Source organism: Cupriavidus sp. SK-3 (assembly GCF_000611145.1).
In the GTDB taxonomy this organism is placed as follows: Bacteria; Pseudomonadota; Gammaproteobacteria; order Burkholderiales; family Burkholderiaceae; genus Cupriavidus.
The window spans coordinates 1-25655 of sequence record NZ_JFJV02000217.1 but is presented as its reverse complement, the minus strand read 5'-3'; the positions used below and the strand labels follow the sequence as shown (position 1 = coordinate 25655).

Here is a 25655-nt window from a genome sequence, read left to right as displayed (position 1 = left end):
ACAGCTTGCGAATATCGATTACGTCGGGGCCGACAGTGCCCTTGTAAATCGGCAGCTCAACGCTGGGGGAATCATCGGAAAACGATAGCGTGGCTTTGATTTCGGTCGGCGTCATTTCTGTTCCTTAAATAGGTGAATAACCAAGTCGCTTCAATTCCGACAACGCGCAGCGGCGCGATACGCCGCCACATCGTGGTGCAGCATCGAGCACAACCGCTCGCTCCGTACGGGCGAGCGGTCCGGTTAGTGAAGCGGCGTCCACCTCAAACGAGGCGAGCCCCGCGACTGTTGACGCAGCGCTCAAAAGCTCCCGTTCGCCTGAAGCCCAGTCGGCGCGCGCCAGCGAAACCGCGCGCGCCTGTGCGCATCAGCCCGGCCAGGGAAATTTGGCACGAGTGTTCGACGTAGCCAGCCGCTTGGTGACCGGATCCGTGCCGAAAAAACAGCTTGGAAACGAAGTGTAGCTAGTCAAATCACATTCCGAATATGATTTAAAATTGATATCTTCATTCCAATTATTCATAGACGCAGAAATGGCCTTGCGTCGTGACCGGCCTGGGCTCAGCCCCGGCCTCCTTCAAGTCCGGACCGGGATGGGCGGTCAGTCGGCGCGCACGCTGACATAACGGCCAGGAGCGGGCTCGATTGGCTCGAACGTGTCGCTCCCCAATCTGGCCGGCGCTGCAACTTGTTTGCCGGCATGGCGTTTCAGCCAGGCAGCCCAATGAACCCACCAGCTCCCCGGCGTGGACGTCGCCGAAGCCAGCCAGCCGTCCGCATCGTCGCATCGCTCGCCGGCACGCCAGTAGCCACGCTTTTGCTTCGATGCCGGATTGATAACACCTGCAATATGTCCGCTCTCGCCAAGAACAAACTCCGACTTTCCGCCCAGTAGCTGAACGCTGCGATAGGCCGACTGCCAGGGAACGATGTGATCGTCCTTCGTTGCAAGGATATAGTTGGGCACGTCGATGCTGCCCAGGTCCATCGGATGCCCGCAAACGGTCAATTGCCCCGGCTCGCGCAGCTTGTTCTCCAGGTACATATTGCGCAGGTACCATGCATACATCGGCCCGGCCAGGTTCGTGGCGTCGGCGTTCCAGTAAAGCAGGTCGAAGGCTCCCGGCGATTGCCCTTTCAGGTAGTTGCCGACGAAATAGGGCCAGATCAGGTCATTCGGGCGCAACATCTGGAAGACAAACGCCAGCTCCTTGCCGGGATAGATGCCACTGCGCCCGATAGTCTGCTCGCGCTGCGCAACCGTCGGCTCGTCGATGAACACGCCAAGTTCGCCTGGCTCGCTGAAATCCAGCATGGTCGTCAGCAGCGTCATGCTGGCTACCGTCTTTTTACCGCGGGCTTGCTGCACGCCCAAGGCTGAAGTCAGCAACGTACCGCCGACGCACCAGCCCAGCGCGTTCACCTGAGCCGCGCCACTGATGGCCTGGCTGACTTCCAGCGCCTTCAGTACGCCGTGCTCAACATAGTCGTCCCATGTGGTCTCGCTCATATCCGCTTGCGGATTGCGCCACGATACCAGGAACACGGTATGCCCCTGCTCGCAGGCAAAGCGCACGAATGAGTTCTCCGGCTGGAGGTCCAGTATGTAGAACTTGTTGATGCACGGAGGCACGATGACCAGCGGCCGCGAGGCAACCTTATCGGTCAGCGGCTTGTACTGGATCAGCTGCATCAATTCACACTCGAAGACAACGGCCCCCTCGGACGTGGCCACATTGCGGCCTACCTCGAAGGCGGATTCGTCCGTGATTGCAATGCGGCCTCGCCGCGCGTCTTCGACGTAGTTGGCAAGTCCCGAAACGAGGCTTCCGCCCTGCGATTCCAATGCCAGCTGAATGGCTTCCGGATTCGTGCCAAGAAAATTGGCGGGGCTCAAGGATTCAATGTACTGACCGACAAGGAATCTCAGCCTGCTCTTGTCATCTTCCTCGATACCGATTGCTTCAGTGATCTCCGAAAGAGTCCTGGCGTTATTCAGGTAGCTTTTCTTGAGAAAACGGTACCACGGATTGCGATTCCATTCGTCCGCGGCGAAGCGCCGATCCGGCTTTTCCCCGTCCGTCTCTTCGCTCCACACCGACCTCATCACGGCTGCCTGCCCTTCCAGATAACGCAGATTGGAGCGCAGCAGGCCAGAAAAATCCATACTGCAGGAAAAGAATCTCTGCCCGGCCATATATTCGGCCGTTTTTTTAAATGGAGCAGAATATACTTGGAGCAACTTGTCTGAAAACTCTAATGGAAGAGACACGCCGTTCTCCGTAAAGTTAGTCGAATTTGAGATTGGAGCTGGCTAACCAGCCAGCTCCGCGGCATTACTGGACCCTGCGCGCCAACGACGTCGGCATCACCAGCGCATCCCCGTCCACCACGACCTTGTCTTGCACCGTACAGACCGTAGTCAGCGAGACGCGCTGCTTCCCTGGCTGCAACTCCTTGACGGTCACGGTAACCTTGACTGTTTCCCCTGGCCTTACGGGCGCTCTGAAGCGAACGTTCTGGCTCAGATAGATCGTCCCAGGCCCCGGCAAGCGTCCGGCAATGGCTGCCGAGATCACGCTGGCGGTCAGCATGCCGTGGGCGATGCATCCGCCGAACTGGGTCGTCCGGGCAAATTCCTCGTCGAGGTGCACGGCATTGTTGTCGCCAGATGCGGCCGCAAACAGTGCGATATCCGCTTCGGTAATGGTTCTGTCGAAGGTGGCGCTCATCCCGAGTTCCAGGTCTTCATAGTCATAGCCATTCAGTGCGTTCATTACGTTTCCTGTGGTAGTTGAATCCGTCTCGCCCTGGCAGTGACAAGCTCGCAGGGACGCACATGCGCTGCCGGGGCTGCGCAGCCTCGGTCCGTGGCAATATGGGTTTCCATCTTCGAGGCCTGGGGTGAGGTGAGCGCGATGCCCGAGGAAAGGCGCTGCGATGATCGATTGCGCTCACGCCGGCAGCACGGTGCCGAAATTTCCAGAGGCGAAGCTTAAGGCCGGCGCGATAACTACCTAAAACGGTTTTTCCCGCTGATAATTATCGAAAAAAACGATTGATTCCAACGATGGGCATGTGTCGCAACATGCGTCGCCTCCCCCCCGCTCCGAGGGGGGAACGGCGTCGCTCACAGCCATACAATGGGAAGTCTTGACGACATGATGGGAGATCGGCGCGATGTTCTGTGCTGGAACAACGACCTGCTTCGGCGCCACAGAACAGGATGCCGGTGTAGTGGTGGTCGGGATTCGTCAGAGCAAGGCCTCCCGAGGCCGCGCCATGCGCCGCCAGCCTATACGGCTTGCGGCAAGGGACCGGGCAAGTTACAGCAGCAACGCCTCCTCGAAGGCCATCTGGTCTTGCGCATGGAACAACGCCCCAAGGCTCGCCGCGCCCTCTGCCGCCATCCCGCCATCGTCGCCGCTGCCCGCCCCGCCCCGCATGGCGTCCAGGCTCCGCCTCATGCCCGTGACCGCTGCGCCCGGCAGCAGCGTGGTTAGGCTGACCCGCCTGACGCCCAGGCCGCGCAGCCGTTCCAATGGCAGGCTTGCGGCGGATGGGCTGGGCACCAGCCCGGTGCCAGCGCTGAGCGTCACCGGGATATCTAGCGCGCGCACCAGGCGAGCGATGTCGTCCTCGGTCCGCGGCGCGATGGGCAGCAGCATATCGGCGCCCGCCGCCTGATAGGCCCGGGCCCGTTGAATGACCTGCTCGGTGGACTCGCATGCAAACGCGTCCGTGCGGGCGATGATCATGAAGTTGCTGTCGCGCCTGGCACGCTGCGCGGCATCGATCTTGGCGATCATCTCGCCGACCGGCACCACCTCCTTGCCGCCCGGCGAGGCCCAGCGCCTTGGCACCACCTGGTCCTCGATGTTCAGACCGGCGGCGCCGGCCTCTTCGAACAACTCGACGGCATAGTGCACGCCGCGTGGATTGCCATAGCCCGCGTCGGCGTCCGCGGTGATGGGGATGGATGACACGCGCGTCAGGCGGCGGCAGTGCTCAACGCATTCCGTCAGCGTGAGCAGGCCGATGTCCGGGACGCCGAGCAAGCTGTAGGAGAGCATGGCACCGCTGATGCACGCGCTCTGGTAGCCCGCCTGCTCCACCAGCCGGAGGCTGAAGATATCGTGCACGGCCGGCGCCACGACAAACGGCTCCGTGCGCAACAGCGCGCGCAGGGATGCCGTCTTTCGGGCCGGGGCGGGTCTTTGCATGGACTTGGGCTCGCAACGAGGAAAAGAAGTCATCACGCCCTTCACTCCTTCGGCATGCCGTCGGCCAGCTTGCGCATCATCGGCTTGCGGGCCGCGATTTCCCTGGCCCAGTCGTCGCCGGGCAGGTAGGCCAAGACCGGTGCGTCGTTGCCGGCCTTCTTCAGGTACTCGGGATCCCTGAGTGTCGCCCGGACAGCTGCTCGCAGTTTCTCCACGATAGCGGGCGGCACACCCGCGGGCACGGCAATCCCCCGCTCGGCAGGCATTACGTCGTCGAATCCCTGCTCCCTGGCCGTCAGCACATCGGGTAGCGAAGCGGCCCGCTTCTCCCCCATTTGCGCGATAATCTTCAGCGGCACAGCCTCCTTGCCCGCATCCTGCAGTTCACCCGTAGTGACGGCCGCGAAGTCGATATGCCCGCCAAACAACGCCGTCTTGGACTGCGCCGTGCCGTTATACGGGATGTCGTTGACCTTCACGCCCGCCACATTCTGCAATTGCAATAGCGCCAGGTGCCCGTTCGTCCCGACCCCGTTGTGACCGAAAGACAAGGAGGCAGGCTTCTTCTTCAATGCCGAAACCACGTCCTTCAGGTTGTTGTACGGACTCTCCTTCCTGGCCACCAGGATGGTCGGGTCGCTCAGCACGCGCGCTACCAGTTGCAGCCCGGCCGGATCGAAATTCGTCTTCTTGTAGAGCGGCGCGAACGCCATGGCAGGCAGGTTGACCACGCCGATGGTGTAGCCATCCGGGGCCGAGCGCATCAGGCTGATGTTCGAGATCTCGCTGGCTGCGCCCGGCTTGTTCTGCACCACCAGACTGGCGTTTGCGCCAAGGTGGCGCTGGATGAACGGCGCCATCGTGCGCGCCATGGTATCGGTGCCTCCGCCGGCGGCAAAACCCACGAAGACCTGGATCGGATGATCGGCGGGCCACTCCGCCCGCGCCGCGGTCGCCGCCAACCCGAGCGACAGGAGCGCGGTGGTGAGTACGTTGAACGTCCCGCGTGTCTTGTTGCCGGTCTTGTTGCCGGTCTTGTTGCCTGTCTTGTTGCGTCTCTTGAAGCTGTGCCGCATGGCCTCCCCCTTTCCGAACCGATATTGACAATGGCCGAACGATACGTAGCTCCCGCGCCGGAAGAAAGCGAGAAATCTTCACTGCCCCCGGTGAGAATTTGGAATGGCAGCGCGCTGGCGGCGCCAGGCCCCCATCGCGGGACAGGGGCGGCGCCATGACCCTCAAACAACTGGAAGCCTTCTACTGGGCCGCAAAACTCGGCAGCTTTTCCGTGGCGGCGGCACGCCTGCATGTCACGCAGTCATCGCTGTCGAAGCGCATCGCGGAGTTGGAGGACGACCTGGGAAAGGCGCTCTTCGACCGTACCGGGCAGCGCTCGGTCATCACCGACGCCGGCGAGCGCCTGCTTGAGCATGCTGCCCAGATTCTCGAGATTGAAAGCCGTATCCGTTCGGACCTGGACATGTCCGGCGCACTGCGCGGGAGTTGCCGGTTCGGCATCAGCGAACTGGTGGCATCCACCTGGTTCCCGGGACTAGTCGCCCGCGTTCGCGAGCTGCATCCGCACCTCGTGCTGCAACCGCAGGTCGACCTGACGCTGAACCTCGAACGCAAGCTGGAGCGCGGCGAACTCGACTTCGCGATCATTCCCGGCCCGTCCTCCTCCCCCAACCTCTCGCAGGTAAAGGTTGGTGAGCTCGCATACCAGTGGATGGCATCGCCAGAGCGGCTGGCATCCGGCACTGTCCTGACAGCCCGGCACTTCGCGGAGCATCCGGTGATCACGCTCAGCGCCGAAGCGGGCCTGACGCTGGCCTTCGAGAAATGGGCGGCGGAGCAAAAACTCGAGATTCCCAGGGCGCTGGTTTGCAACAGCCTGTCGGCCTTGATTGCGCTGGTGATTGCCGGCGTGGGGATCAGCCTCTTTCCGCGATCCTATGTGGCGCCTCTCGTGCGCGCCGGCAAGCTGGCGGAACTGGCAAGCCAGCCGGCTCCGCACAACCTGTCCTACTACTTCCAGTGGCGCACGGGCGACACGCGTGCCGTGGTCCGGTCACTGAGGACGGTCACGATGGAAGAGGCGGATTTTTCAGTGAGTTCGCCGTTATGGCCCGGCGAGGCAAGGATCGGCTAGCGCCGGGCGCGCGCGGGCTTTTCCCGGAGATTGTCCTGACGCTAGCGTGTGGCGAATGACCGCGCGGGCCGGACGCGCGGCGATGCCGCCGGACTACGGCCGCAGCGGATGTGCGAGAAAGAAGCGCACCATCTCGGCGCTGGCGTCGGGCCCGCTGTCATCGGTGTACGTTCCGCGCGAACTGCCCCCCGCCCATGCGTGAGGCGCCCCGTGGATGAGCCAGTATTCCGCGTCGATGCCTTCGGGCGATGTCAGTTGCCGGTGTGTGAAGGTACGCCCGCCCCGGCTGCGCTGCTGCTTGTCCCGGTGCGTACCACCCTGGAAATCACGCAGCAGGCGCTCGCCGTTGGACACATGCACCGTGGCGTCGGCATCGCCGTGAAACACGATGAGCGGCCGCGACGGCGAGACAACACTGTTGCCCCGGGGTGCGGTCCGCGCTTTCTCCATCAGCTTCGCGGCCAGGTTCCCGCCCTTCATCGCAGCCAGTGCCGATGGCAGGTCGTGCGCGCTGCCACAAGGCAAGCCGGAATGAATCCCTGCCGCGGCATAGAGTTCCGGATGCGTCTGCACCATCACGGCAGCCATGGCGCCGCCGGCGGACAAGCCGGCCACGTACACGCGATCCGCGTCAACCGGGTGGTTCGCCATGACTTCCCGCGTGATGCCCGCGATCAGCGCTGGCTCGCCCTGGCTGCGCTGCTGGTCGCCCGGTTTGAACCAGTTCCAGCATTTGGACGGGTTGGCCGTCATTGGCTGGATGGGATACGCGACCAGGAAGCCGTGCTGCTCGGCCAGCGCATTCATGCGCGTGCCCGCCGCGAAATCATCAGCGTCCTGCGTGCACCCGTGCAGCATCACGACCAGCGGCAGCGGCTGGCCATCGTAGCCGCCAGGCATGTAGAGCTTGTAGGCGCGCTCGCCGGCATGACTGGCATAATGCCTTGTAGTGAAGTGCCCGGTGTCCTGCACGCCGGGCCACGGCGCCGGCTTCGGTTCCCGCCGGGGCTGCGTGCGCGCCTCGCCGGCTTTGGCGGCGGGACCTTCCGCGTCCGCTGCCGGCGCCGTGCGCGGCAGCAGCGCCTCGACGACTTGCGCAGGCTGGAAACCGGCGGCGGCGCCGCTATCGCGCAGCGCGCGCTGTATGACTTCGGTGGCCTCCAGCGGACCGGCCGTGCGCAACAGCGCCATGGCTTCGTGCATGGAAGCCAGGAATGCTTCGTTCATTTTCGTCATGGTGTCCTTCGAGGGGCCTGCAGGAGAACCTGCAGTGGGGCCTCAGGTGATTGCCGCGCTCAGCGGATGCGTCCGGCCAGTGCCGCCTTGACCGCGGCGGAGGCATGGAAAGCGCCCAGTACGACAATCGACTGGATCGTGGCCAGGGCCAGTTCGGGCGTGACGTCGGCGGCGATGCTGGCAAGGCCCAGCACATGAATGTCCAGACGCTGCCGTGCCGCTTGCGCGGCCTCCAGGTCCTGCCGGGAAAAATGCTGCATGCCGAGTACCAGCGCGCGCCGCGTCACGGTCTCGCTGACGGCCTGCGCATGGATCGCAAGCTGGTTGCGGATCGCGGTACGGATCAGGTCGGTGCGGTTCGAGTAAAAGCCTTCCTCGACCAGCAGGTCGATCTGGCCGAGGTCGACAGGGCCAAGGTTGATCGTGATCTTCTCGGTCTCGCCGCCTTTGGGCCGGGGAGGTGCTGCAAGTGCTCTTTGTTGCTCGTCCATCGTGACCAACCATCCAAATACCATCCAATGGGATGGTTATAGGATGGAAAGCGACCCTGGTCAAGCAGGGATGCTGCTTTGTGACGTTCAAGGCTGAACGCGCTTCGCTCCGGCTGGCAGGCAGCGAATTCAAGGGCTTCCCGGCGGCATATGAAATCTTTCACCCGGGGGTGGGGAGGAAACGGTTCCCCGGTATGCTCACTCGAAATACCGGAACCGGGGGCGGGAAATGCGCTCTGGTGCCACCTCTGTGTCCGCCCTGCCCGGCCATTCCAGGATCCATATGCACCCCCCAACCTTTGCCAAGTGCGCCAACCGGTGGTCCCGCCATGCCGGATACAGGATTGCCATGGCAAGCTGCGCGGCAGCGCTAGCGCTGACTGCCGGCTGCGCGCCGGACTCGGTCCGCAACATCGAGGCGCAAGGCTTCGACGCGTACCTGGATAGCCTGAACCGGCGTTGCCCGAACCTGATGATCGGCAACAACAATGTGAGCGAGTGGCTGCGCACCGACGGCAGCCAGGGCGACAGCGACTATGTCTACTGGCTCGACCAGACCTCGCGCCTCTACTACCACCGCATCACACCCGCGCAGTACCGCGACTCGGTCATCGGCGGGCTGGGGCAAGGCAAGTCGGACACGCGCGCGGTGGACTGCATCATCGGCAGCCTGCCAGCGCAGCGCCCGACGAGCCCGGCCAGCGACAAGCGGCCGTAGTTTCCGCTCAGCGGGTTGCGCCGCTTCCGGACACCGCAAGCAAGCCGGATTGCGGCGCATACACCCGATGCCCGGATAGTGATCCAGCCGGCAGGCCGCCCTCGGGACTCGCCCCAAAAAGCCAATTGACAATGCCGCCCCCGTGGCATTTGATGAAGCGTCAGCCATGCCTGTTCCAAGGGTGAGCGAGGAGCCCGGCTATGCCAAGCGGCCGCAACATGACGACGTGGGAAACCGCGCTACAGGCAGTCGAGCGTGCCGAGCGCTTGCATCGCCAGTTCTTTCGCCCGGCCGGCCAGCTTGGCCTGCGCCCGGTGTGGGAGCCGCCCGTGGAAATCTTCGAGCAGGGCAAGCAGATCGCCGTCGTGGTGGCGCTGCCCGGCGTGAAGCCAGAGTGCATCGACATCGGGCTGGATGCCAATACGCTCAGCATCCGTGCCGAACGCGCGCTGCACCGCGCCTTCGCCGGCGGTACCGTGCACTGCCTTGAGATTCCCTATGGCCGCTTTGAGCGGCACATCCAGCTTCCTCCCGGGCGCTACGGCATGCAGCAGAGCGAATCCGTGGATGGCTGTCTCGTGCTGATCCTCGAGAGATCGGAGTAAGCGGGACCTGCGCGAAGCCGACTTTGCGCGCTGCCGATTTTTTTCGCGAAGACCTGGCTACATGCGCCAGGCCCGCAGGAGACACCGCCATGAGCACCTATATCGGAGGCGAATCCGCCTTGACCAGGGAGGGTGGGCAGATTGCGCAAAGCGTGGAACAGGGCGGCGTTGCGCAAGCTACCGAAGCGGCCGACGGCGGCACGGCGTCCGCCCTGCCGCCCGATGGACTCATCCTGCTCCCGGTCCGCAATATCGTCCTCTTCCCCGGCCTGGCAATCCCGCTGGCAATTGGACGCGAGCGCGCGAAGGCAGGCGTGAGCGCGGCCGTACTGGGCCAGCTCCCGCTCGGGGTGGTGCTCCAGCGTGACCCGCAGGCCGAAGATCCGGAACTCGATGCGCTCTATGGCATGGGTACCGTGGCCAATGTGCTGCGCTATGTGACCAGCCCGGATGGGACCCACCACCTGGTTTGCCAGGGCGCCCAGCGCTTCCGGCTGCTCGAACCACTGGCCGGCTACCCCTTTCTGGCCGCCAGGGTGGAGATGCTTGCCGAACCCACGCAGCGCGACCCGAACATCGAAGCACGCGCGCTGGTCCTGAAGGAACGCGCGGCGGACATGTTCGCGCTGCTGCCAGGCGCCCCGGCGGAATTGCCCGGTTCCCTGCAGGCGATCGAGTCGCCCGGCTTGCTGGCGGACACGCTGGCCGGGCTGATCGACATCGCGCTGGAGCGCAAGCAGGAGATCCTCGAAACGCTTGAGCTGTGCAAGCGGCTGGACCGGGTGACGGATGCCGTGGCGGCGCGCATCGAAGTGCTGCGCCTATCCCGCGAGCTCGCGGAACAAACCCGCGGCAGGCTGGACCAGCGCCAGCGCGAGATGATGCTGCGCGAACAGCTCAAGACCATCCAGCACGAACTGGGCGAGAACACGGAGAGCCACGAGGAGATCCGCAAGCTGGCCGAAGCGATCGCCGCCGCCGGCATGCCGCCCGAGGTCGAATCGCATGCGCGCAAGGAACTGGCCAGGCTGGAACGGATGCCGGAAGCCTCCGGCGAGTATTCGATCAGCATCAGCTACCTTGAATGGCTGACCGAGATGCCGTGGCGCCTTCCCGATGAGAAGCCCATCGATATCGCGCGGGCGCGCCAGATCCTTGACGACGAACACTACGGGCTGAACAAGATCAAGCGCCGCATCCTGGAGTATCTCGGCGTCAGGAAGCTGAATCCGCACGGCAAGGGCCCGATCCTTTGCTTCGTCGGGCCGCCCGGCGTGGGCAAGACCTCGCTTGGTCAGAGCATCGCGCGGGCGATGGAGCGGCCTTTCGTGCGGGTGAGCCTGGGCGGCCTGCACGATGAGTCGGAACTGCGCGGCCATCGTCGCACTTATATCGGTGCCATGCCAGGCAATATCATCCAGGCAATCCGCAAGGCCGGCGCGCGCAACTGCGTGATGCTGCTCGACGAACTCGACAAGCTTGGCCAGGGCGTGCACGGCGATCCGGCAGCCGCCATGCTCGAAATCCTGGACCCCGGCCAGAACGCGAGTTTTCGCGATAACTACCTGGGCGTGACCTTCGACCTGTCGGCCATTGTCTTCATTGCCACCGCGAACCAGCTGGAAGCCATCCCGGGCCCCCTGCGCGATCGCATGGAAATGCTGGAACTGGCCGGCTACACAGAAGCCGAGAAGGCACAGATCGCGCGGCGCTACCTGCTGCCCCGCCAGCTCGAAGCGTGCGGCCTGGCGCCGGCGCAATGCGAACTGACCGACGAGGCCTTGGCCGCCATCATCCGCGACTACACGCGCGAGGCCGGCGTGCGCAGTCTCGAACGGCAGATCGGCGCGGTCCTGCGCCATGTGGCAATGCTGGTAGCCGAGGATCCGGCCATCCGCAAGCGCATCGGGTCCGACGACCTGCCGTCCATCCTGGGGCATCGCCGCTTCGAGAGCGAATCGGCTTTGCGTACCAGCCTGCCTGGCGTGGCAACCGGCCTGGCATGGACCCCGGTTGGCGGCGACCTGCTCTTCATTGAAGCGGGCAGCACGCCGGGCGGCGGCAGGCTGCTGCTGACCGGCCAGCTTGGCGACGTGATGAAGGAAAGCGCGCAGGCGGCGCTGACCCTGGTCAAGTCGCGCTGCGCGTCCCTGCACATCGATTGCGGCAGCTTCGACAAGCACGACATTCATGTCCACGTGCCCGCCGGCGCCGTTCCCAAGGATGGGCCCAGCGCCGGCGTAGCCATGTTCATCGCCTTGGCCTCGCTGCTGATGGGCCGGCCGGTGCGCAGCGACTGCGCCATGACCGGCGAGATCAGCCTGCGCGGCATCGTGCTGCCGGTCGGCGGCATCAAGGAGAAGGTGCTGGCTGCCCTGCGCGGCGGTATCAAGACCGTGCTGCTGCCCGCGCGCAATGCCCCCGACCTTGATGACCTGCCGGCGGACGCGCGCGGCCAGTTGCGTTTCGTGATGCTGGAAACGGTGGATGACGCGCTGGGCGAGGTGCTGGAAAAAGAAAGCGGAGGCTAAGCCCGGAAGGTCCGCCGCAGGGTCCGCCGCAGGTACAGGAATCCGGACCTGTGCGTCGGCTGGGGCAACGCCATCAGCAAGATCGCGACGCGGCGCGAGGAAGCGGCACCGGCGCGACACAGATGCCGATCAACAGGTTGTGGTTTCACTACCGCAACAACAATTCCTTGATTTCGTTATATTCCGCACATAAGATCACTCCGAACAAGAAAAAACATCAAATATCCGGGCAGGCGTCCACGACGCAGAGCCACCCTGGCGGCACAGCCAGGATGGGGGTCGAAATCCGAAGGTGGCGGGTGCTGCAATAGCGCTGGTCCGCGCTGGCGGCGCCGCGCCATGCCTGCGGGTTCAGCCTGCTCCATTGCATCTGTACGGGGAGATAAGGCATGAACGCGCTGCTCGTCGAAAGCCATCCGTTGCTCCGCATCGCCATGCTCACGCTGTTGCAGCGTGTTGCGGGCATTGACCATGTCCTTGCCATCGACCCCACGGAAATCCCCGCCCCTTGTCATGCCGGGGAGGAGGTTGACCTGATTGTCTTCGGCATGCCCCGCAATCCGGACACGGGCTGGCAGTGGCTCGGCATGGTACGCAGGATATGGCCGGCACCGCGCTTGCTGTTGCTTTCCGATACCGTTCCCCTGGAATTGCCCCTGGGCGGGATCACGACGGGTTTCTGCGGCTGTCTCGCGAAATCGGCGCCGCTCGACGTGATCGAATCGGCCGTCCGGCGTATCGCCACCGCCCATCCGACGCATTCCGGCATTGGACAGCTGCCGCTGTTCCCGGCCCTGCCCGCGGCGAAGCAGGCATCGGCGCCCGCCGTTGGCGGTGAGCGGCCCGGTGCAGAGGCGATGCTGCTGGGACTGACCCGGCGCCAGTACGATGTGCTGGTATTGCTTGCCCGGGGCCATGCGTTCAAGACCGTGGGCCGCTTGCTGAATATCTCCGTGCCCACCGTCAAGACCCACGCCCGCACCATCTACAAGCACCTGCAGGCCGGCGGGAAGGAGGAAGCCGTCTACAAGGCGCGGGAGCGGGGCCTTAACCTGGCTCGGGCGGCGAGCGGTGGCCGCACGCCGCGCGGCGGCGCGGCGCCGCTGGCCCTGGCCGGCGGCAACGCCCCCACGATGCGGCAGGAGGACCTGATCTGATCCGGGCCTAGCTCCCGGTCAGCGCGGGGGAGGCCTGCGGTACGCGCGCCGCCCTGTCATGCCAGGCTGATCCAGGTCGTCTTCAGGTCCGTGTACTTGTCCAGCGCGTGCAATGACTTGTCCCGCCCCGAACCCGACTGCTTCACGCCGCCAAAGGGCACCGTCACGTCGCTGTCCATATAGCAGTTGACCCAGACCAGCCCCGCCTGCAGCTTGCGCGAAACCCGGTGGGCACGGGAGAGACTGGAGGTCCAGAGGCCCGAGCCAAGGCCGTAGGGGGAATCGTTAGCCATGCGGATGGCCTCCTCTTCCGTATCGAAGCGGGTCACCGCCAGCACCGGGCCAAAGATCTCTTCCCGCACGATGGTCAGCGACTGCGTCGGGCATTCGAAGATGGTCGGCTGCATGTAATAGCCGCCGCTGTCCGAAAGCGCGCGCTTGCCGCCGGCACGCAGCCGGGCGCCTTCGTCCTCGCCGCTCCGCACATAGGACATCACCCGCTGCAGTTGCGCGCCGTCGACGATGGCACCCATGGCGGACGCCGGATCCAGCGGGTCGCCCGGCTGCATCCGCGCGGCATGCGCTTCCAGCTTTTCCAGGAACACATCGTAGACGCCGCTCTGCACATAGAGACGCGATCCGGCGATGCAGATCTCGCCCTGGTTGCTGAAGATGCCGATGGCGGCCGCCTGCGCGGCGCGGTCCAGGTCCGGGCAATCGTCGAAGACGATGTGCGGGGACTTGCCGCCGCACTCCAGCCAGACGCGCTTGAGGTTCGACTGGCCGGAATATTCCATGAAGCGCTTGCCCGTCGCGGTGGACCCGGTGAAGGCAATGCAGTCCACATCCGGATGGCGGCCCAGCGCCTGGCCCGCGGCGGCGCCAAGTCCCGGCACCACGTTGAAGACGCCCGCCGGAACGCCGGCCTCCTCGGCGAGTTCCGCCAGCCGCAGCGCGGTAAGCGGGGACTGCTCCGCCGGTTTCAGCACCACGCTGTTGCCCGCGGCCAGCGCGGGCGCCACCTTCCAGCTGGCCATCAGCAGCGGATAGTTCCAGGGAACCACCGCCGCGACCACGCCAAGCGGTTCGCGCGTGATGGTGGCCAGTACGCCGGGAGCCGTCGGCGCTATCTCGTCGTAGATCTTGTCGATGGCTTCGCCGTACCACGCATAAGTGCGCCCGGCCTCGGGAATATCGTATTGCAGCGTTTCGGCGATGGGCTTGCCCATGTCCAGCGTTTCCAGCAGCGCCAGCTCTTCGCGATGCGTGTCGATCAGGTGCGACAGCCGGAGCAGCACGGCCTTGCGGGCGCTGCGCGGCAGGTCCGACCACACGCCTGACCGGAAAGCCTTGCGCGCCGCGGCCACGGCACGGTCGACGTCTTCGGCGCCGCAAGCCGCGACGCGGGCCAGCACCTTGCCGGTAGCGGGGTTGATGGTCTCGAAGGTGGCGCCGTCAATGGCATCGGTCCAGCGGCCATCGATATAGGCCTGCGTACGGATGGGCACCGTCTCCGCCTGCTTGCGCCAGTAGGCGAGATCTCGCAAATCGCTCATCATGCGTTCCTGTATTCGTTGTGTCCGGGCCGCTCAGGCGTTCGCCTGCGCCACCATCGCGCCCAGCAGCACATTGGCGCCGGCTTCAAGGTGCTCTGGCTTGGCGTCTTCGATTTCGTTGTGGCTGATGCCGTCCTTGCAGGGCACGAAGATCATCGCGGTCGGCGCGATGCCGGCGATATAGACGGCGTCGTGGCCGGCGCCCGTCACGATGTCCTGGTGGGTGTAGCCCCTCGCGGCGGCTTCCCGGCGCACGTGGCCAATCAGTTCGGGCGCGAACGGGGTCGGCGCGAAGTACTGCACGTCCTCCACAGCCACATCCAGCGCCGTGCCGGTGGTGCTGCCATCCGCCACGGCCGCGCAGGCCGCGCGAAAGCGGGCATCCATTTCCGCAAGCCGCGCCGGATCGAGGTGGCGCAGATCCACCGTGAACTTCACCGCGCCGGGGATGACATTGCGCGACGACGGATGCACATTTACCACGCCCACGGTGCCGCGCCCGTGCGGCGCGAATTCGTGGGCGATCCGGATCACGGCCTGCATCAGGAACGTGGCGCCATAGAGCGCATCCTTGCGCAGCGGCATCGGCGTGGGGCCGGCATGGGCCTCCATGCCGGTCACGGTGACGTCATACCAGCGCAAACCCAGGGAGCCGGTCACGACGCCGATCACCTTGTCTTCGGCTTCCAGCACCGGCCCCTGTTCGATATGGGCCTCGAAATACGCGCCCACCTCGCGGCCCACCTCGGCGTCGCCGGCGTAGCCGATGGCCGCCAGTTCATCCGCCACGCGCTTGCCTGCCACGTCCGTGGCCGATAGCGCGGTCTCCAGCGGGAAGACGCCGGCGAACACGCCGGAGCCCATCATCACCGGGACAAAGCGCGAGCCCTCCTCGTTGGTCCAGATGGCGACCTCCAGCGGCGCCTCGGTGGTGATGCCGTGGTCGTTCAGCGTGCGCATGACTTCCAGCCCCGCCAGCACGCCATAGCAGCCGTCGAACTTGCCGCCGGTGGGTTGCGTGTCGATATGGCTGCCCGTCATGACCGGCGCGAGGCCGTTGTTGCGCCCTGCCCGGCGGCCAAAGATATTGCCGAGCTTGTCCACCGTCACGCTCAGGCCGGCGTCGCGCATCCATCCGGTCACGAGGTCGCGGCCTTGTCCGTCCAGCGCCGTCAGCGCCAGGCGCGCGTTGCCGCCCTTGGGCGTGGCGCCGATCGCGGCGAGATCCATCAGCGACTTCCACAGCCGGTCGCCATTGATTGCGAGTGTCGTCATCTCTTATCTCCTTGCGCCATCGTGGCTTTACTTGGCGTCGGCCTGCCGGGCGAAGGCTTCCGACCGGATCTGCGACAAGGTCATGCCCGGCGCGATGCCATCGGCGTCATAGCGCAGTTCGAGCAGGGCGGGCAGCTGCTGGCTGTTGGCGAATGCCAGCGCGCGTGCAAAGGCGGGGCCGAACTCGGCATCGCTGGCGACAACCTCGCCGTAGCCGCGATAGGCGCGGATCAGTTCGCTGAATTCCGGATTATCGAAACCGAGCGCCACGGTGCGGCCCGGAAACTCGCGCTCCTGGTGGGCGCGGATGGTGCCCCAGATGCCGTTGTTGAACACCAGCACCACAATGCCCGCCCGGTACTGCATGGCGACGCCCAGTTCCTGCAGGTTCATCTGGAAGCAGCCATCGCCCGCATAGCAGATCACGGTGCGTTCGGGATTCTCCAGCTTGGCGGCGATGGCGGCGGGCAGGCCGTAGCCCATCGACCCCACCGTCGGCGCCAGGCTCGTGCCGACGCCCTTGAAGCGGTAGTAGGCGTGCGGGTACAAGGCGTAGTTGCCGGCGCCGACGGTGATGCAGGTGTCCTCGGGCACGTTGTCGCGAACGTGGCAGGCCGCCACATTGAGGTTGAGCGCGCCGGGCGCTGCCTTGGGCTCCTGCTCGGACAGATAGACCCGATGGGCTTCATGGCCAGCGTTGCGCGCGCCACGGGGGCCCGATGGCGCAAGCGCGCTGACCGCGGCGGCGAACGAGACAACATCGGCGGCGATCGGCAGCGTGGGATGGAACACGCGCCCGAGTTCGTTCGCGTCGGGGTACACATGGACCAGGCGCTGTTTCGGCAGCGGGCTTTCCACAACCGTATAGCCCTCGCTGGTTGCCTCGCCCATGCGCGTGCCCACGGCGATCAGCAGGTCGCTTTCCTGCACGCGCTTGCGCAGGGAGTCGGGCATGGCCCAACCCACATGCCCGGCAAAATTGGGATGATGGTTATCGAAGCATTCCAGGCGCCGCCAGGCCACCCCGACCGGCAGCGCGAAGCGCTCGGCAAAGCCTTCCAGCTGCCGGGCTGCGGCCGGCGTCCAGCCGGAGCCGCCTACCAGCAGGAACGGGCGCTCGGCCTGCTCCAGCATCTGCGCGAGCGAGGCCATGGCGTCGGGGGTCGGCGCGCTATGCGCACGGCGATAGCGCGGCACATCGGCCACGCTGGCCTTGCCCCACAGCGTGTCCTCGGGCAGGGCCAGCACGACCGGGCCGGGCCGGCCGCTGGTCGCCACCGCGAAAGCGCGCGCAATGAATTCAGGAATGCGCTCGGTGCGGTCGATCTGCGCCACCCATTTGGTCATCTGGCCGAACATGCGGCGGTAGTCGATCTCCTGGAACGCTTCGCGCTCGTAGAAGTCGTTGCCAACCTGGCCGACGAACAGGATCATGGGCGTGGAGTCCTGGTAGGCGGTATGCACGGCGATGCTGGCATTGGTCGCGCCGGGCCCGCGCGTGACGAAGCAGATGCCGGGCTCGCCGGTCAGCTTGCCGTGCGCTTCCGCCATGTAGCCGGCTCCGCTCTCCTGCCGGCAGACGATGGGCTGAATCTTGTCCTGGTGGTCATACAGCGCATCGATGCAAGGCAGGTAGCTCTCGCCCGGCACCAGGAAGACGCGCTTCACGCCCTGGATAATCAGTTGGTCGATCAGGATCTGGCCGCCGTTGCGCTCTGACAGCGCCGGCAAGGCACGGGGCGAGGGATGATTCATGTCGTGGGTTCCGTTGCGCGATCGCCGCGGCACTACCGCGGCAATCCTTCATTTGCTTGAATTCGATGTCGACTGACTTGCCGCCGGGCGGTCACTGCAGCAGCGCGGCTTCCAGGATGCCCAGGCCCTCGTCCATCACGGCGTCCTGGATGGTCAGGGGGAACAGGAAGCGAATGACATTGCCATGCACGCCGCAGGTGAGCAGCAGCAGGCCTTTCTCCAGGGCGTGGTCCTGCACTTGCCGTGTGAACTCCGGGTTGGGGCTGCCATCGGCCTTGCGGAACTCCACGGCGATCATCGCGCCAAGTCCCCGGACTTCGCCGATCGCCGTCACGCGCGACTTCAGGCCTTCGAGCTTGTCCTGCAGCCGGCGGCCCAGCGCCGCGCCGCGCTCGATCAGCTTCTCGCTCTCCAGCACGTCCAGTACCGCCAGCGCCGACGCCACCGCCAGCGGGTTGCCGGCATAGGTGCCACCCAGGCCGCCGGGGGCCGGTGCATCCATGATCTCGGCCCGCCCGCACACGGCCGACAGCGGCATGCCGCCCGCCAGGCTCTTGGCCATGGTGGTCAGGTCCGGCGCCGCGTCATAGTGCTCCATGGCGAAGAGCTTGCCGGTGCGGCCGAATCCGGTCTGCACTTCGTCGGCGATCAGCAGGATGCCGTGCTCGTCGCAGATGCCGCGCAGCGCGCGCACGAATTCCGCGGGCGCTACATTGAAGCCGCCCTCCCCCTGGACCGGTTCGAAGATGATGGCGGCGACGCGCCTCGGATCGATATCCGTCTTGAACAGCTGCTGCAGCGCGTTGATCGACTCCTGCACGCTCACGCCATGCAGGGCATTCGGATACGGGGCATGGAACACATCGGCGGGGAACGGGCCGAATCCCACCTTGTACGGCACGACCTTGCCGGTCAGGGCCATGCCCATCATGGTGCGCCCGTGGAAGCCGCCCGCGAAGGCGATCACGCCGGGGCGCCCAGTGGCGGCACGCGCGATCTTGATGGCGTTCTCCACCGCTTCGGCGCCGGTGGTAAAGAAGGCGGTCTTCTTGGCGAAGGCGCCGGGCGCGCGGGCATTGATCTTCTCGGCCAGCTCGATATAGCTGGCGTAAGGCACGATCTGATAGGCCGTGTGGGTGAAGCGCTCCATCTGTGCCTGCATGGCTTGCACCAGGCGCGGGTGACGGTGACCGGTATTGAGCACGGCAATGCCGGCCGCGAAGTCGATATAACGATGGCCTTCGACATCCCACAACTCCGCGTTCTCGGCGCGCTCGGCGTAGAAATTGCACATCACGCCTACGCCACGGGGCGTGGCGGCATCCTTGCGGCGTACCAGGTCTGCGTTCTTCATTGCGTGCTCCTTTGGATTTACTTGTGCGGCGGGGTCCTGGCCCCTTGCCGCCGTGTCTCGTGCGCTCCCCGAATCGCATTCTTATATGGCGATCATCGGGTATCAACTGGTGGCCGGACCAATTCTAGAGTCACCGCCGGAAAAACGCCAAGTAATTTCGATTATTTGACTGGTGGTCCGGCCACCAGTGGCAAATAGCTTGCGTTTCCACAAGACATTGTGCGGATAAGCGTCGTATAAGCTACTTGCAATCAAGAGGCTTGAGCCTGACGGCAGCCCGGACTGCGCCGGCGGATTGCATGACCTAGACCCCGCTTTACGCCAGGTCCATACGTAAGCGCCTCATGCACCACTATATTGGCCGGACCACTGACCACGGTTATCCGCAGACCGAGCGAAACGCGCCTACACCCTTGAATTGAGAGCCTGTTTTGCGGTATTGATCTGACCACCAGTCAATTTGCAATTTGCGGCGGCGCCTACCCATGTCATCTCTTCAAGCAGTTACAGCGCAGCGCCTCTACCGCCTGATCGCGGACCAGATCGCCAAGAAAATCAGCGCCGGCGAATTCGCGCCGGGCGAGCGCCTGCCGGCCGAGCGCGAGCTTGCCGAGCAGCTCAACGTGGCGCGCTCGACGTTGCGCGAGGCGTTGATTGCCCTTGAGATCGGCGGCTACATCGAGGTGCGCGTCGGCAGCGGCGTCTTCGTGCTGGAGCCCAAGGAGAACGGGATTGCCGCAGCCAATGGCGCCGAGCCCGGCATCGGGGCCGCCATCGAAACCGATCTTGAAGCCGATATCGACCGCCGCCTTGGCGCGGCCCTGGAAGCCAGCCCGTTCGAACTGCTCGAGACGCGCACGCTGTTCGAGCCGGAATGCGCTGCCCTGGCGGCCCAGCACGGGACGCCGGAGCAGATCGCCGCCATCGAAGAGGCCCACCGGGGCATGAATCCCGACCAATCGCCGGAAGCCGGGGATTTCGCCCATGACCGGGCCTTCCATGAGGCCATTGCCGCGGCCTGTGGCAATGCGGCGCTTGCGTCGGTGGTCGCCCACGTCTGGGACTTGTGCGAGGCCAGCCCCGTATACAAGCGCCTTGACAAGCACTTTGTGGGCGCGTCGGCCTGGCGCGCGGCGGTAGGCGAGCACGATCGCATCGTGACAGCCATCGTGGCCCGGGACCCGATCCGGGCGCGCCACGCCATGTCCTTCCACTTGCTGGCAATCGTCTCCCGCCTGTCAGAGGAAATCGCCGAGTAGACCACCCGGCGGGCCGGATCCCGCCTCCCGCCTCCCCGCCCACATCGCCGGCTGCCATCGCGCATCCGCACACAACTGGTGCAAACCGGTTCCCGCCCCCGCTTCGTCAGCGGCACCGGCACGCACCATTCCCACGCATCGACCCGGACATGGCGTGCCGCATTCGCATCTTTCCGCTGGCACGCGGCTTGCGTGAATGAGAGAGAACGTAGCGTTTTGCCTCAATTGGCCTGACCACCAGAACACCAGACCTAGAACAACTACCTATTACCCTGCCATCCAGGGTCGCCTACGATATATTGGCCTGACCACCAGAACACAGAAGCAACAGAAGCACTACGCCTCGCCATCCAGGAACGCCTCATGAACACTGACCACGCCTCCACTACCCAGCCGGAAACCGGTCATCCTCCTCGCAACATGAAGAAGATCGCCGCCGCCAGCGTCATCGGCACAACAGTCGAATGGTATGACCTGTTCATCTTCGCCACGGCTTCGGCCCTGGTCTTCAACAAGGTCTTCTTCCCCGCCTTCGATCCCCTGACCGGGACCTTGCTCGCCTTCGGCACCTTTGCATCGGCCTATGTCGCCCGCATGGTCGGCGCCGCGCTGTTCGGGCATTTCGGCGACAAGGTCGGCCGCAAGTCCATGCTGCTGGTATCGCTCATCATGATGGGCTCGGCCACGTTCGCCATCGGCCTGCTGCCCGACTACCGCTCGATCGGCATCTGGGCGCCCATCCTGCTGCTGACGCTGCGCGTCATCCAGGGCCTTGCGCTAGGCGGCGAATGGGGCGGCGCGGTATTGATGGCGGTGGAACATGCGCCTGCCAACCGGCGCGGCCTCTACGGCTCGTGGGTGCAGATCGGCGTTCCCGCGGGCACGCTGATCGCCAACCTGGCATTCCTGCTCAGCAACGCGGTGATGTCCAATGAGGCGCTGCTGTCCTGGGGCTGGCGCATTCCGTTCCTGGCCAGCGTATTGCTGGTCGGCGTGGGCATGTACATTCGCCTGAACACATCGGAAACGCCGTCGTTCAGCAAGGTCAAGGCCAGTGCCGCGCAGGTAAAGATTCCCCTGGCGGAAGTGCTGACCAAATCCTGGAAGCAGGTCCTGCTGGGCGGCATCGCGACGATGTCGACCGGCACCGCCTTCAACCTGATCGTGGCGTTCGGCCTGACCTATGGCACCCAGACGCTGGGCTTCTCGCGCAACCAGATGCTGTCGATCGCGCTGATCGCCTGCGCGCTGTGCGTGGTGCTGCTGCCGCTGTTCGGCCTGCTGTCGGACAAGATCGGCCGCAAGCCGGTGATCATCGGCGGGATCCTTGCCGAGGCGCTGCTCGCCTTCCCGCTGTTCTGGCTGCTCGACACCAAGGTGTTTGCCTTTGCCCTGCTCGGCTACCTGCTGATGATGAGCGCCTTCGCGGCAAACTACGGTCCCATCGCCACCTTCCTGGCTGAGCTGTTCGGCACCAAGGTGCGCTACTCGGGCCTGTCGATCAGCTACATGCTGTCCGGGCTGCTGGGCAGCGCGGCCACGCCGATCATCACGACCGCGCTGCTGTCCGCCACGGGCCGCGGTTCGTCGGTGGCCTGGTACATGATCGGGTCCGCGCTGATTTCCGCCGTTGCGCTGTTGCTGCTGGCAGAAACCCTGCGCAAGGATGCGCCGGCGGCAAGCGCCGCGGGCAACGCCAAGGCTTCGCTGTCCTGAGCCGCGGATACCGCGCCACTGCCAGATCGTCGTCCCGGGTTGCGGCCTTGATGCCTGCTGCCGGCCCGGGACGACGTCGTCATACCTGATACCGATCATGCAAACGAACATCGACCCCACCCTGCTGAGCCAGCTGGAACGCGTGAGTTTCCCCACGCTCGGGCACTTTCTCGAGGACGGCTTCGCCAGCCACGGCATTCGCGCGCTCGTCCCCAACGTCAAGGTGGCCGGTCGCGCCGTCACGCTGCGGCTGGCCACGCCCAACGCCATTGCGGTGAACCGCGCGCTGGCCTGCCTCACCGCCGGCGATGTGCTGGTCATCGATGCCTGCGGCGACCACGCCCACGCGCCTGTCGGCGCCGTCACCGGCACCGCTGCCTTGTGCGCGGGCGCAAAAGGGATCATCGTCGACGGCGTGGTCACGGACATCCTGGAACTGCGCGCCATGGGGATACCGGTGTTTGCACGGGGCACCAGCGTCCTCACCACCAAACGGATCGACGAAGGCGGCAGCGCCGTCAACGAGCCGGTGATCTGCGGCGGCGTCACTGTCAATCCGGGGGACATCGTGCTGGCCGACGACAACGGCGTGCTGTTCCTGTCGGCGGATGCCGCGGCTGGCGTCATCGCCCGGGCGCTGGCGTCCGACGAGGCCGAGCCGGCCATCCTCGCCCGCCTGCAAGCGGGCGAGCCGGTTGCCTCGGTGCTGCTCCAGGGCGCCTGAAGCCAGCCGGATCGATTGCCTTGCCTCACTGCCCCCACTATCAGAGATATGCGATGAACACGCAGCCCCGACACGCGTCAAGACGCCCGCCAGCACTCCGGCGCAGCTGGATGTTCGCGCCAGGACTGGACACCGTCCGCCAGCAGGCGGCGCTTGAGAGCGGCCCGGATGTCATCGTCGCCGACCTGGAGGAGTTCACCAGCCCCGCAGACCGCCCCGCCGCGCGCGCACGGATTGTCACGCTGATGGCTGAATGCCGGGCGCGCGGCATTGTCGGCGCCGTGCGCATCAACAAGCTGGATGGCGACGGACTGGACGATCTTCGCGGCGTCATGCCGGGCGCGCCCGCGGCCATCTTCCTGCCGCACACCGAAACGGCTGCGCAAATCCAGGCGCTCGACCAGCAAATCACCGCGCTGGAACGCGAGTTCGGCCTGGCGCCCCGGCAAACCGAAATCGTGCCGACGCTGGAGTCCGCGCGCGGCATCGTCGCCACCGCCGCCATCCTGTCGGCCAGCACGCGCGTCAGTGCCTGCCTGCTGGCGGCCGAGGACCTGAGCGCGGATCTGGACGCGGTGCGCGGGCCGGATGGCATCGAGCTGCACGCTGTGCGCGCGCGCTTCCTGGTCGAATGCATCGCGGCGGGCTGCGTGCCGGTCGACTGCCCGTTCAATTACCAGGACGCAACGGCGCTGGCGGCCGACCTGGCCTGGGCGCGCCGGATCGGACTGAAAGCGAAATGCACGGTGTATCCGCATCAGGTCGCCGCCATCCACGCGGCCTTCACGCCCTCCGCGCAGCAGATCGCGCAAGCGCAGGACATGATCGGCAGATACGAGGCGGCCCGTGACGGCAAGCCCGCCGGAGGCGCGCGGGTGGATCCGCCGGACTACAACACCGCGCGCAGGCTGCTGGCGCGCGATGCCAGGCTCCGGGAATGGGCGCAGGCCAGCGGCGATACGGCCCTCAGCTAGACAGAATGTATTGAGTCGGAGATTCGTTGCAGAAATAAGTCTGCCTTATCGGCAGACTTATTTCTGCAACGAATTTTGGATTCAGGACACCCGAACCGGACGGCCGGGCAACCGGGGACGAACGCCTCCCAGCGATCCGGCCTCGTCTTCATGCATGCTCCGCCGCGTCGGGCTTTGCCTTGCGCAAACGCCGCGCACGGGCATGCAGCCGGCGCAATATCACGTCGAAGGACTCCAGCTGCCGGTTGATTTCCGCCTGCCCCTGCTCCACCAGATAGGCACGGAAGGCCACCGCCACGCGCGGCAGGCGCACGCCCGGCAAGTTCAGCACGTACCAGTCGCGCTCGATGGGATTGCCCTGCAGCGGCAGCAGCCCGATCAGCCCCGCCTGGAACTCCAGCGTGCAGGCGTGCAGCGAGAGAAACGCCACGCCCAGCCCGGCGGACACCATCCGCTTGATCGCCGCGTTGCTGGACAGCTCGGAACCCAGCGGCAGCCGCAGGCCAGCCTCCCTGAACAGCCGCTCCACGGTATTGCGTGTGCCCGAGCCGCGCTCGCGCACCAGCAGGTTCGCCTCCACCAGGTCTTGCAGCGTCAGATGGCGGCGCGTCATCAATGGATGGTCCGGCGCCGCGATAAACGCCATGGGGTGCTTGGCGAACGACGTCGCCTGGGTGCGCATATCCGTGGGTGGCCGGCCAATGATGGCCAGATCGATCTCATGCATGGCCAGCATCCGGACAATCTCCTCGCGGTTGCCCACGTGGAGCTTGATCTTGACCTCCGGCCGGTCCGCCGTGAATGCCACCAGCATCGACGGCAGCAAATACTCCGCCGTCGTGATGGCGCCCACCCGGAGCGTTCCCGCCAGGTTGCCCTTGAGCGCCGCCACTTCTTCGGTGGCGTCGCGCCAGAGCCGCAGGATCTGCCCGGCGTAGCCCGCCATCACCTCGCCCGCGGGCGTGAGCTGCGTGCCCCTGCCCGCGCGCTGCACCAGTGGCGCCCCGATCGCTTCCTCCAGCAGCTTCAGCTGCAGCGACACCGTTGGCTGGGTGATATGCAACTCCTCCGCCGCGCGGGAAACACCGCCCAGGCGGGCGATCGCATCGATGGCATTCAACTGGCGGAAGGTGGTGGTGCGATTCATAGTAGAAAACCTATCAGTCGGTTTTATAAACCAATTTTTCAATATGAAGGGCCTACCTTATAGTGCCCAGACCGGAAACGCAATCACACCCCGCGTGTCGCAACGCGGTACCCATGGAGACGGAAAATGTCGCTTGAACTGCTGGTGCTTACCCTGGACGATGTGTTGATCCGTACTGACAGCCTGAACGGGTCCGGCAGCGAGATGGCACCGCGCGAGCGCGAAGACGCCGCCGGCGCGGCCCATGGCCGGCAAGCGATCCGCATCCGCACCCAGGCCCTGGCACTCATGCGCAGCGCGGAAGCGGGCGGTGCGCGCCTGGCGCTGGCGGCTCCCGTCTCATCGCGGATGGTATGCACCTTGCTTGACGCCGCCATCGGTCAGGACTGGATCGATCGCTTTGCCGTGGTCGCCACGGCGGACGCGCTATCCGCCCGCGAGACCGAGGCCGATCTCTACCGCCTGGTGCTGCGCACAGCCGAGGTGCCGGCACACCGGGCCTTGCTGGTGGGCGCCACGCAAAGCAGCCTGCGCGCCGCCAGCTCCGTTGGCATGCATACGGCGGGCGTGTTGCCGGAGGGCAGCGACGCGCCGCGCCATGCGGATGCATCGGCAACGCTTTCAGGCTCGCCGCGCGCGGTCTGGCCAGACTTCCACGTATTGGAGTCGATCGTGGACGGCACGGAAGCGCCGCGCGGGCCGAGCACGCGCCGCCCCATGGCCGATCCGGTGGCGAACTGATTTGCCACCCGGCGATGCGAAGCGAGCCGTCAAGGTGTACC

At 65.4% G+C, this 25655-nt stretch carries 21 protein-coding genes; 10 read left to right on the top strand and 11 right to left on the bottom strand.

What is annotated here, in order from left to right; all coding sequences use genetic code 11:
* Positions 1-601: 601 nt before the first annotated feature.
* The 4 genes from CF70_RS22010 to CF70_RS21995 all read right to left on the bottom strand — a co-directional run bounded on the left by CF70_RS22010 (position 602) and on the right by CF70_RS21995 (position 5299).
* Positions 602-2272, bottom strand: coding sequence for a PHA/PHB synthase family protein (locus CF70_RS22010; protein ID WP_035869590.1), 1671 nt, complete (start codon positions 2270-2272; stop codon positions 602-604).
* Positions 2273-2336: 64 nt separating this feature from the next.
* Entirely contained in the window at positions 2337-2777 is a 441-nt protein-coding gene (locus CF70_RS22005; RefSeq protein ID WP_035869587.1) for a MaoC family dehydratase, read from the bottom strand.
* A 549-nt stretch (positions 2778-3326) separates the two neighbouring features.
* Positions 3327-4223 carry an isocitrate lyase/PEP mutase family protein gene (locus CF70_RS22000; protein WP_051648770.1) on the bottom strand — a complete coding sequence of 299 codons (897 nt, stop codon included), beginning with the start codon at positions 4221-4223 and terminating at the stop codon, positions 3327-3329.
* A 41-nt stretch (positions 4224-4264) separates the two neighbouring features.
* Positions 4265-5299, bottom strand: a complete 1035-nt coding sequence (locus CF70_RS21995) for a Bug family tripartite tricarboxylate transporter substrate binding protein (protein WP_235185158.1) — start codon at positions 5297-5299, stop codon at positions 4265-4267.
* 155 nt (positions 5300-5454) lie between these two features.
* Here CF70_RS21995 and CF70_RS21990 point away from each other — a divergent pair, with 155 nt between their 5' ends.
* Complete coding sequence (locus CF70_RS21990) at positions 5455-6375, top strand: LysR family transcriptional regulator (RefSeq protein WP_035869584.1); 921 nt, start codon at positions 5455-5457, stop codon at positions 6373-6375.
* A gap of 93 nt (positions 6376-6468) precedes the next feature.
* Here the strand turns inward: CF70_RS21990 and CF70_RS21985 are convergent, their stop codons facing one another.
* Both CF70_RS21985 and CF70_RS21980 read right to left on the bottom strand, forming a co-directional pair.
* Positions 6469-7611 carry an alpha/beta hydrolase family esterase gene (locus tag CF70_RS21985; protein WP_035869581.1) on the bottom strand — a complete coding sequence of 381 codons (1143 nt, stop codon included), beginning with the start codon at positions 7609-7611 and terminating at the stop codon, positions 6469-6471.
* Between the two features lie 59 nt (positions 7612-7670).
* Positions 7671-8102, bottom strand: a complete 432-nt coding sequence (locus CF70_RS21980) for a CopG family transcriptional regulator (protein ID WP_035869578.1) — start codon at positions 8100-8102, stop codon at positions 7671-7673.
* 349 nt (positions 8103-8451) lie between these two features.
* Here CF70_RS21980 and CF70_RS21975 point away from each other — a divergent pair, with 349 nt between their 5' ends.
* The 4 genes from CF70_RS21975 (at position 8452) to CF70_RS21960 (ending at position 13113) form a co-directional block, all read left to right on the top strand.
* A complete protein-coding gene (locus tag CF70_RS21975) occupies positions 8452-8820 on the top strand; it encodes a hypothetical protein (protein WP_051648768.1) in 369 nt (122 codons plus the stop codon).
* A 200-nt stretch (positions 8821-9020) separates the two neighbouring features.
* A complete protein-coding gene (locus tag CF70_RS21970) occupies positions 9021-9425 on the top strand; it encodes an Hsp20/alpha crystallin family protein (protein WP_035869573.1) in 405 nt (134 codons plus the stop codon).
* Between the two features lie 89 nt (positions 9426-9514).
* Entirely contained in the window at positions 9515-11956 is a 2442-nt protein-coding gene (gene lon, locus CF70_RS21965; RefSeq protein WP_081862284.1) for an endopeptidase La, read from the top strand.
* Between the two features lie 389 nt (positions 11957-12345).
* Positions 12346-13113 (top strand): helix-turn-helix transcriptional regulator, encoded by a 768-nt coding sequence (locus CF70_RS21960; RefSeq protein ID WP_051648766.1) that lies wholly within the window; start codon positions 12346-12348, stop codon positions 13111-13113.
* A 56-nt stretch (positions 13114-13169) separates the two neighbouring features.
* Here CF70_RS21960 and CF70_RS21955 read toward each other — a convergent pair whose 3' ends face one another.
* The 4 genes from CF70_RS21955 to gabT form a co-directional block, all read right to left on the bottom strand.
* Positions 13170-14669 (bottom strand): aldehyde dehydrogenase, encoded by a 1500-nt coding sequence (locus tag CF70_RS21955; RefSeq protein WP_035869570.1) that lies wholly within the window; start codon positions 14667-14669, stop codon positions 13170-13172.
* Between the two features lie 33 nt (positions 14670-14702).
* Complete coding sequence (locus CF70_RS21950; protein ID WP_035869567.1) at positions 14703-15944, bottom strand: Zn-dependent hydrolase; 1242 nt, start codon at positions 15942-15944, stop codon at positions 14703-14705.
* A gap of 27 nt (positions 15945-15971) precedes the next feature.
* Positions 15972-17699 (bottom strand): thiamine pyrophosphate-binding protein, encoded by a 1728-nt coding sequence (locus tag CF70_RS21945; protein WP_035869565.1) that lies wholly within the window; start codon positions 17697-17699, stop codon positions 15972-15974.
* A gap of 91 nt (positions 17700-17790) precedes the next feature.
* Positions 17791-19053 (bottom strand): 4-aminobutyrate--2-oxoglutarate transaminase, encoded by a 1263-nt coding sequence (gene gabT / locus CF70_RS21940; RefSeq protein WP_035869562.1) that lies wholly within the window; start codon positions 19051-19053, stop codon positions 17791-17793.
* Between the two features lie 485 nt (positions 19054-19538).
* On the opposite strand from gabT, the gene CF70_RS21935 reads away from it, so the two are divergent.
* The 4 genes from CF70_RS21935 to CF70_RS21920 all read left to right on the top strand — a co-directional run bounded on the left by CF70_RS21935 (position 19539) and on the right by CF70_RS21920 (position 23726).
* On the top strand, positions 19539-20312 hold the full coding sequence (locus tag CF70_RS21935; protein ID WP_035869558.1) for a FadR/GntR family transcriptional regulator: 774 nt from the start codon (positions 19539-19541) through the stop codon (positions 20310-20312).
* A gap of 363 nt (positions 20313-20675) precedes the next feature.
* Positions 20676-22028 (top strand): MFS transporter, encoded by a 1353-nt coding sequence (locus CF70_RS21930; RefSeq protein ID WP_035869554.1) that lies wholly within the window; start codon positions 20676-20678, stop codon positions 22026-22028.
* A gap of 97 nt (positions 22029-22125) precedes the next feature.
* A complete protein-coding gene (locus CF70_RS21925; RefSeq protein ID WP_235185157.1) occupies positions 22126-22752 on the top strand; it encodes an RraA family protein in 627 nt (208 codons plus the stop codon).
* A gap of 110 nt (positions 22753-22862) precedes the next feature.
* Positions 22863-23726, top strand: a complete 864-nt coding sequence (locus CF70_RS21920; protein ID WP_235185156.1) for an HpcH/HpaI aldolase/citrate lyase family protein — start codon at positions 22863-22865, stop codon at positions 23724-23726.
* Positions 23727-23874: 148 nt separating this feature from the next.
* Here the strand turns inward: CF70_RS21920 and CF70_RS21915 are convergent, their stop codons facing one another.
* On the bottom strand, positions 23875-24873 hold the full coding sequence (locus CF70_RS21915) for a LysR family transcriptional regulator (RefSeq protein WP_035869549.1): 999 nt from the start codon (positions 24871-24873) through the stop codon (positions 23875-23877).
* 126 nt (positions 24874-24999) lie between these two features.
* On the opposite strand from CF70_RS21915, the gene CF70_RS36180 reads away from it, so the two are divergent.
* Positions 25000-25614 carry a hypothetical protein gene (locus CF70_RS36180; RefSeq protein ID WP_035869547.1) on the top strand — a complete coding sequence of 205 codons (615 nt, stop codon included), beginning with the start codon at positions 25000-25002 and terminating at the stop codon, positions 25612-25614.
* Positions 25615-25655: the final 41 nt, after the last annotated feature.